This window comes from Corallococcus sp. CA049B, assembly GCF_003611685.1.
GTDB classification, from domain to species: Bacteria; Myxococcota; Myxococcia; order Myxococcales; family Myxococcaceae; genus Corallococcus; species Corallococcus coralloides.
Map to the genome: position 1 here is coordinate 1 of NZ_RAWC01000321.1, position 7,586 is coordinate 7,586.

Consider the following 7,586-nt stretch of genomic DNA (forward strand, 5'->3'; position numbering starts at 1 on the left):
CCTCCCGCCCGCCCTGAATGAAGGCGGAAGCGATGAAGCGTGGAACAGCAGTGCGTAGCGCGGCGGTGTGGCTGTCCGCGGTGGGCCTGATGGGCGCCTGTGGTGGCCAGCCGGAGCAGACCCCGCCGGGCATCGAGCCGGTGACGACGGCGCAAGGGCTGGTGTCGCCTCCGGCCACGTTGTCGGGCGGCTTCACGAACTACCTGGGCACCCTCGACGTGGGCAGCGCGGTGTCGTCGAGCACCGGCACGACGGCGGCCTACGAGGGCTTCAAGCTCACCGTCGCGGCGCACACGCAGGCGGCGCTGGAGGTCACGCACCTGGGCACCGGAGTGGGCGTGGACACCGGCCTGTTCGTGTACGGCCCCAAGGACGCGAACGGCAGCTACGGCACGCGCATCCTCTTCCAGGACGACGACTCCGGTTATGGCGAGCTGAGCAAGATTCCGCTCGCGACCTTCGACGAGGCGGGCGAGTACCTGGTGGTGGTGGGTTGGAGCAACGGCCTGGGCAAGCAGTACCGCCTCCAGGCCCAGTGCGCCGGCGGCGCGTGCGTGGCGAACCCGGCCCCGGCGCCTGCCGGCACCCCGGTGAAGCTGGCGGCGTTCCCCCTGGAGCCGGGACTCCAGGCGCTGCTCGACACCGGCAACGCGTACCGCGAGGACCTGCACTCCTTCCTGGACCGGTATGACTTCGCGTGGCCGTACTCGACGCCCGCGTCGCTGGACGCCGCCGCCGCGGCGGTGCTCGCGCGCAGTGAGTACCAGGGCTACCGCAACAAGGTGCCGGCCACGTCCACGTACGCGGCGTTCCAGTCCCAGATGTACCTGCAGTTCCAGCCGCTGCACCCGGCCATCCTCGACACCTACGGCGAGGACGCCGCGAACGCGCAGGTGAAGAGCTACTTCCGCACGTTCAGCACCGGCCCCAACGGCGACAACTGGCGCACGCTCAACATCATCCTCCTGCCCGAGTCCCGCCACGTCATCGTGTACGAGGAGACCGGCCACGAAATCTGATTCACCCGCCCGCTGAAAACACCACCGCCCTCCTCTTCGCGAACTTCGAAGGGGAGGGCGGTCTGTTCTTGAAGCGCTGGTGAGTCAGCTCACGGCGCGTGGGCCGGAGCCGGCTCGTGCGGCGTGGGCGTCTCCTCTTCACCGCTGGACCGCTTCGCGTCCCCGCGCACCTTCTGCATGAGGACGTAGAGGCCCGGGATGAAGATGAGGTTGACGATGGTGGACACCAGCATGCCGCCGAACACCGCGGTGCCCAGCGAGTTGCGCGCCGCCGCGCCCGCGCCGGACGCCGTCATCAGCGGCACCACGCCCAGGAGGAACGCGATGGACGTCATGAGGATGGGGCGCAGGCGCACCTCCGCCGCCGTCACCACCGCGTCCAGCGCGCTCTTGCCCTGCTCGCGCAGCTGCTCCGCGAACTCCACGATGAGGATGGCGTTCTTGGAGGACAGGCCCACCAGCATCACCAGACCCACCTGGCAGAACACGTCGTTGGCGAAGCCGCGCGCCACCTGCAACCCCAGCGCGCCCATGATGGCCAGCGGCACGGACAGGATGATGACGAACGGGAGGCTGAAGGACTCGTACTGCGCCGCCAGCACCAGGAACACGAAGAGGATGCCCAGGGCGAAGATGATCAGCGTCTGGCCGCCGGACTCCTTCTGCTCCAGGCTGATGCCCGTCCACTCGGACGACATGCCCTGGGGCAGCGCCGCCTGGGCCACCTGCTCCATGGCCTCCAGCGCCTGGCCGGACGACACGCCGGGCGCGCCCTGGCCGTTGATCTCCACGGAGCGGAACAGGTTGTAGTGCTTGATGACCTGCGCGGAGACGATGGGCGTCACCTTCACCAGCGACTCCAGCGGAATCATGTCCCCGGCTTCCGTGCGCGCGTAGAACGAGCCGATGTCCTGGGGGCTGTCGCGGAACTGCTGCTCGGCCTGGACGTACACGCGGTAGGTGCGGCTGGCGTAGTTGAAGTCGTTGACGTACTGGCTGCCCATGTAGAGCTGCATCACGCCGAAGATCTGTTCAATCGGCACGCCCAGCGCCTTGGCCTTCTGGCGGTCCACCTCCACGTCCAGGATGGGCGTGTTGGCGTTGAAGGGGGTGTAGACGCCGCGCAGGCGGCCCTCCTCATTGCCCTTCTGCACCATCTCCTGCGTGGCGTTGGCCAGGTCCTCCAGCGAGTGGTTGCCGGCGACGTCCTCCACGATGAACTGGAAGCCGCCCACGCTGCCCACGCCGCGGATGGCGGGGGGCTGGAAGGGGATGACGCGCGCGCTGCCAATCCTGCCCAGCGGCCCGCGCAGCCGCTCCACCAGCGCGGCCACGGACTGATCCTTCCCCGTGCGCTCCTCCCACGGCTTCAGGGCCGTGAAGACGGTGGCGTAGTTGGAGCCGTTGCCGCTGGGGGAGAAGCCACCAATGGCGAACATCACGTTCACCTCCGGCTGGGCCTTGAGCACCGCCTCCACCTCCTGGAGCACCTTCTCCGTCTGGCTGAGGGCCATGCCCTCCGGCCCCTGCACGGAGATGATGACGTAGCCCTGGTCCTCATCCGGGATGAAGCCCGTGGGCGCGGAGCGGAACAGCATCACCGTGGCGCCGATGCAGGCGAGGAACGCCACCAGCACGATGAGCGGGTGCACCAGCAGCTTGCGCAGCCCCTTGCCGTAGGTGTCACGCGTCCAGTCCAGCACCTGGTCCACCTTGCGGAAGAACACCCACTTGGGGCCGTGGTGGTGCTTGAGCAGCCGCGCGGACAGGGTGGGCGTGAGCGTCAGCGCGCAGAAGGTGGACAGGGCCACCGACGCGGCGATGGTGAGCGCGAACTGGCGGTAGATGGAGCCCGTGGTGCCCGGGAAGAGGGCCACCGGGATGAACACCGCCACCAGCACCACGGAGATGGCCACCACCGCGCCGGCCACCTCCTTCATGCCTTCGCGCGCCGCCTGGAACGCGTTGAGCCCGCGCTCCGCCATCAGGCGCTCGATGTTCTCGATGACCACGATGGCGTCGTCCACGACGAGGCCCGTGGCCAGCGTGAGGCCGAAGAGGGTGAGCGTGTTGATGGAGAAGCCCATCATGTAGACGAACGCGAACGTGCCCACCAGCGACACCGGCAGGGTGAGCGCCGTAATCAGCACGCTGCGCCACCCGTGCAGGAACAGGAAGATGACCAGGATGACGAGCGCGATGGCTTCAATCAGCGTGTGGATGACCTCGTTGACGGAGGCGCGCACCGCGAGCGTGGTGTCCGTGCCGGTGCGGTACTCCAGGCCCGGCGGGAAGGACTGCGCCAGGCGGTCCAGCTCCTTGATGACGCCGTCGCGCACGTCCAGCGCGTTGGCGGTGGGCAGCTGGAAGATGGCCAGGCCCACGCCGGTGCGGCCGTTGAAGCGCAAGAGGGTGCCGTAGTTCTCCGCGCCCAGCTCCACGCGGCCCACGTCCTTCACCGTGACGGCGCGGCCGTCGTTGTTGCGCATGAGCACGATGTCGCCGAACTCCTCCGGCTCCACCAGGCGGCCCCGGGCGCGCACGGCGATCTGATACGGCTGCTCGTCGCTGGACGGCGGCTGGCCCACCTGGCCTGCGGCCACCTGGAGGTTCTGCTCCTGGAGCGCGCGCACCACGTCCTGCGGCGTCATGTTGCGCCGGGCCAGCTCGGACGGGTCCAACCACAGGCGCATGGAGAACTTGCGCTCACCGAAGATGCGCACCTCGCCCACGCCGCGCACGCGCTTGATGGCGTCCTTGAGGTTCACGTCCGCGTAGTTGGAGAGGAACTTCGCGTCGTAGCGGTTGTCCGGGGAGGACAGGCCCACCGTCAGCAGCATCTGGCTGGAGGCCTTGTTCACCACGATGCCCGTCTGGTTCACCTGCGCGGGCAGGCGGGCCGCGGCGCGGCTCACGCGGTTCTGCACGTCCACCGCCGCCACCTCGATGTTGCGCGTGGGGGCGAAGGTGACGGTGATGGTGCTGGTGCCGTCGTTGGTGCTGGTGGAGGTGATGTAGCGCATGTCCTCCACGCCGTTGAGCTCCTGCTCCAACGGGATGGTGACGGCGGACTCCACCACCTCGGCGCTGGCGCCGACGTAGGTGCTGGTGACGGTGACTTGCGGCGGCGCCAGGTCCGGGTACTGCGCGATGGGCAGCGTCGGGATGGCGATGACGCCCACCAGCGTCAGGATGATGGAGCAGACGATGGCGAAGACAGGCCTGCGGATGAAGAAGTCGACGAACACGGTGTGGCGCCTCTCTGGATTCGCCTGCTAGCGGCTGCCGCCGGTGGTGCCGCCGCCACCGGACGCGGTGCGGGGCGGCTGGGAGGACGCGTCGGTGTTCACGGTGACCTGCTTGGGGATGACGGGCATGCCGTCGCGCAGCATGTGCAGCGACGACACCGCGACGAGGTCGCCCTGCTTCAGGCCGCCCTCCACCACGTAGGACATGTCACCCAGCTGGCCCAGGGCCACCGGGCGGCGCTCCACCAACGTCTTGCCGTCCTTCGTCTCCACCACCATGGCGAAGGGCTGGCCGCTCTGGCGCACCACCGCGAGCGCCGGAATCTGGAGCGCGTCCCGCGTGGAGTACACCAGCCGCGCCCGCAGAAGCTCACTGGGGCGCAGGCCCACCGTGTTGCGGAAGGCGGCCTTCACCTCCACCAGCTGCGTGCGAGGGTCCGTCTGCGGCGCCACGTAGAAGACGGTGCTGGAGAGGATGACCTTGCCCTGTTGATCCAACAGCTCCAGCTGGGTGTCCGGCTTGAGCGACCGCGCGCGGAACGAAGGCACCGACACGCTGACCTCCAGCGCGTCCGCCTGGGCCACGGACGTGAGCACCGTGGTGGCGCTCACGTAGTCACCCACGCGCACCACCACGTCACCCATGGTGCCCGCGAACGGCGCGCGCACCACGTGGAACTGCAGCTGCACCTGGCGCTGGGCCACGTTCGCGCCCGCCGCGCGCGCCGCCGCCTCCGCCGCCTTCACCGCCGCCTGGGCGCGCTCCAGCTCCTGCACGCTGGCCAGGCCCTCGCGGTTGAGGGACTCCGTGCGCGCGAGGGTGCGCTTCGCCAGCTCCAGCTCCACCGCGGACGAGCTCTGCTGGGCCTGGGCGCTGTCCAGCGCCGCGGTCTCCTGGCGCGCGTCCACTTCAATCAGCGGGGTGCCGGCCTCCACCTTCTGGCCGGGCTTCACGAGAATCTTGCGGATGTAGCCGTTCACCTGCGGCAGCACGGACACGCTCTGCCGCGACAGCAGCGAGCCCAGGTACTCCCCGGTGTCCCGCACCTCGTGCGGCGCCAGCGCCACCACCTGCACCTCGCGCGGCGGCGGAGCGGCCTTCGCCTCCGGCTTGCCCGAGCACCCGGCCACGCCAGCCACCAGCGCCGCGCCCCACACCGTCTTCGTCATCAGCGCCTTCAGGGGGCGTACCCTCGTCACCAGTCGCACCGGGCCTCCGTCAGGAACGCGTCCAGGCGGGCCTGGACGAGCTCGAATTCCCTCAAAACCAACGCGAGCTGCGCCTGGCGGAGCGCGGCTCCGCTCTGCACCAGCTCCAAGCTGCTACCTCGTCCCACCTCGAAGGCCCGGCGCGTGAGCCGGTCCGTCCGGTCCGCCAGCTCCAGGGACTCGGCCGCGGTCTTCAACAGCGCCTCGGCCACTTCCACTCCACGCCGCGCGCGGGAAACCTCCACACTCACGTTGCGGCGCGTGGCCTCCAGCGACTGGGCCGTCTGTTCTTCAATGCCCTTGCGCTCGCGCACGAGGCCTTCGCGCTGGCCGCCCTCCCACAGGGGGACGGACAGCACCGCGGACACGTTCCAGGTGGCGAAGCGGCCAAAGCCGGGGTCGGTGGTGAAGCCCACCAGCGTGCTGCTCAGTCCCAGGGTGGGCAGGTAGCCGGCGGAAGCCTGGCGCCGGCTCTCCCGGGCCGCGTCCACGTTGGCCCGCTGGGCCACCAGGTCCGGGCGGTGGGCCAGGTCCTGCAGCGGGGCGCACTGCTGGCGCGTCTGCTCCACCAGTCCGCCCAGGTTGAACGCCGGGTTGACGCCCACGCCGTGGTCCTCGCCCAGGGACAGGCCCAGCGACTCCCGCGTCCGGCGCAGCTGCTCGTCGCCGGCCACCAGCGCCTGCCGGGCCACCGCCACGTCCTGGCTCACGCGCACCACGTCCAGCTGCGTGCCGGCGCCCAGCTCGAAGGAGCGCTGGGTGAGGGACTGGCGCTCCAGGGCCTGCCGCAGGCCCACGCGGTTGATCTCCGCGGCGCGCTCGGCGGCCACCGTGGCCACCAGCACCTGCGCCAGCCCCTGGGTGAGGCGGCGCTGCACGTCCTGGAGGTTGGCCACGGACGCGGACTCGGAGGCCTTCGAGGACGACAGGCCCCGCCACGCCCCCACATCGATGATGGACTGGGTGAGGGACGCGGACACCGTGCCCAGGGGCGCGCTGGGGCCCGCCACCCCGGTGCCGGTGTTGGAGCCGCCCACGAAGCCGCCGCCCGCGGCGGAGGGCACGTCCGGGTGGAGCACGTCCACGCCCACGCCCGCGGTGGCCCGCGCGTTGGGCAACAGAAGGCCCAGGGACTGGCGCCACCGGCCCTGCGCGCGCGACACGCCGGCCTCCGCGTTGCGCAGGTCCGTGGAGCGCTGGCGCACCCGGGTGAGGGCGTCGTCCCACGTCTTCACCTGCTCCGGCGCGGGCGGGACGGGCGTGAGCATGGGGTCGTCCACCTTCGGCTGGAAGGGGACGGGGGCCGGCGCGGCCGCGGCGGCGCCAGCTTCAGGCGTGGACTGCTGGGGGGACGCGGACGGCGCCTGCTGCGCGGCGGCGAGGAGAAGGACGAGGAGGGCGCTGGGGGTGGCCATACTCTGGAGCGGCGGGTCTTTCCGGCAGGAGCGAGTGGTGGTACCCACCCCGGGTTCCCTGCGCGCGGTCAAGATGTAATTGACAACCGTTGTTGAATGCAATCATCTCTTACGCCCATGACCATCGCTGAGCAAGTGGCATCGACGCGACGCGCAGTGGTCCGGCTGCTCACCCAGAAAGTGGGTGAGCAAACGGATCGGCCGCTGATGCAATTGCTCGTGCTGAAGAACATCGGGATCCACGGCATCCACAGTCAGGCGCAGATCGCGGAGCGGCTGCTCATCGACGCGCCCGCGGTGAGCCGGCTGGTGGACCGGTTGGAGGAGGATGGGCTGGTGGAGCGCCGCGCGGGGGAGAACCGCCGCTGCGTGCGCCTGGAGATCACCGACGCGGGGCGCCGGGAGCTCCAGGCGCTGGAGCTCGCCGCGCAGTGGCTGGACGCCCAGGCGCGCACGTACCTGGCGCCGCCGGAGGTCGAGGAGCTGTCGCGCCTGTTGGAGAAGCTGCAGACGGGGCTGTGCCAGCTGCTGGGCAACGAGCCCGCGCATCCGCCGCGCAAGGACGACCCGCCCTGCGTGCCGCCCCCCTCCAACGACAACGGGTGACGACGGGAGGCGGAAGGCCCGGGCGCGATGCCCGTCCCGCCGCCGCCCCGCCGCCACCCGTGCGCCACGTCCGGGGGGAGGAGGTGGTC

At 70.4% G+C, this 7,586-nt stretch carries 5 protein-coding genes; 2 read left to right on the forward strand and 3 right to left on the reverse strand.

Annotated elements, in window-relative coordinates:
* Positions 1 to 32: 32 nt before the first annotated feature.
* Positions 33 to 1,019 carry a hypothetical protein gene (locus D7W82_RS37230; RefSeq protein ID WP_120622825.1) on the forward strand — a complete coding sequence of 329 codons (987 nt, stop codon included), beginning with the start codon at positions 33 to 35 and terminating at the stop codon, positions 1,017 to 1,019.
* Positions 1,020 to 1,108: 89 nt separating this feature from the next.
* Here D7W82_RS37230 and D7W82_RS37235 read toward each other — a convergent pair whose 3' ends face one another.
* The 3 genes from D7W82_RS37235 to D7W82_RS37245 are packed head-to-tail and all read right to left on the reverse strand — an operon-like array spanning position 1,109 to position 6,891.
* Positions 1,109 to 4,267: an efflux RND transporter permease subunit gene (locus tag D7W82_RS37235; protein WP_120622821.1), complete on the reverse strand. Its 3,159-nt coding sequence runs from the start codon at positions 4,265 to 4,267 to the stop codon at positions 1,109 to 1,111.
* Positions 4,268 to 4,294: 27 nt separating this feature from the next.
* Positions 4,295 to 5,437 (reverse strand): efflux RND transporter periplasmic adaptor subunit, encoded by a 1,143-nt coding sequence (locus D7W82_RS37240; protein ID WP_171427390.1) that lies wholly within the window; start codon positions 5,435 to 5,437, stop codon positions 4,295 to 4,297.
* A gap of 26 nt (positions 5,438 to 5,463) precedes the next feature.
* Entirely contained in the window at positions 5,464 to 6,891 is a 1,428-nt protein-coding gene (locus D7W82_RS37245) for a TolC family protein (protein ID WP_120622823.1), read from the reverse strand.
* A gap of 207 nt (positions 6,892 to 7,098) precedes the next feature.
* Here D7W82_RS37245 and D7W82_RS37250 point away from each other — a divergent pair, with 207 nt between their 5' ends.
* A complete protein-coding gene (locus D7W82_RS37250) occupies positions 7,099 to 7,497 on the forward strand; it encodes a MarR family winged helix-turn-helix transcriptional regulator (RefSeq protein ID WP_233588169.1) in 399 nt (132 codons plus the stop codon).
* Positions 7,498 to 7,586 lie beyond the last annotated feature (89 nt).

What these genes read in the sequence shown, in the direction of transcription:
- D7W82_RS37230 (WP_120622825.1), top strand. Translation starts at nt 33, where the DNA reads ATGAAGCGTGGAACAGCAGTGCGTAGCGCGGCGGTGTGGCTGTCCGCG.
- D7W82_RS37240 (WP_171427390.1), bottom strand. Translation starts at nt 5,437, where the DNA reads ATGACGAAGACGGTGTGGGGCGCGGCGCTGGTGGCTGGCGTGGCCGGG.
- D7W82_RS37245 (WP_120622823.1), bottom strand. Translation starts at nt 6,891, where the DNA reads ATGGCCACCCCCAGCGCCCTCCTCGTCCTTCTCCTCGCCGCCGCGCAG.
- D7W82_RS37250 (WP_233588169.1), top strand. Translation starts at nt 7,099, where the DNA reads ATGCAATTGCTCGTGCTGAAGAACATCGGGATCCACGGCATCCACAGT.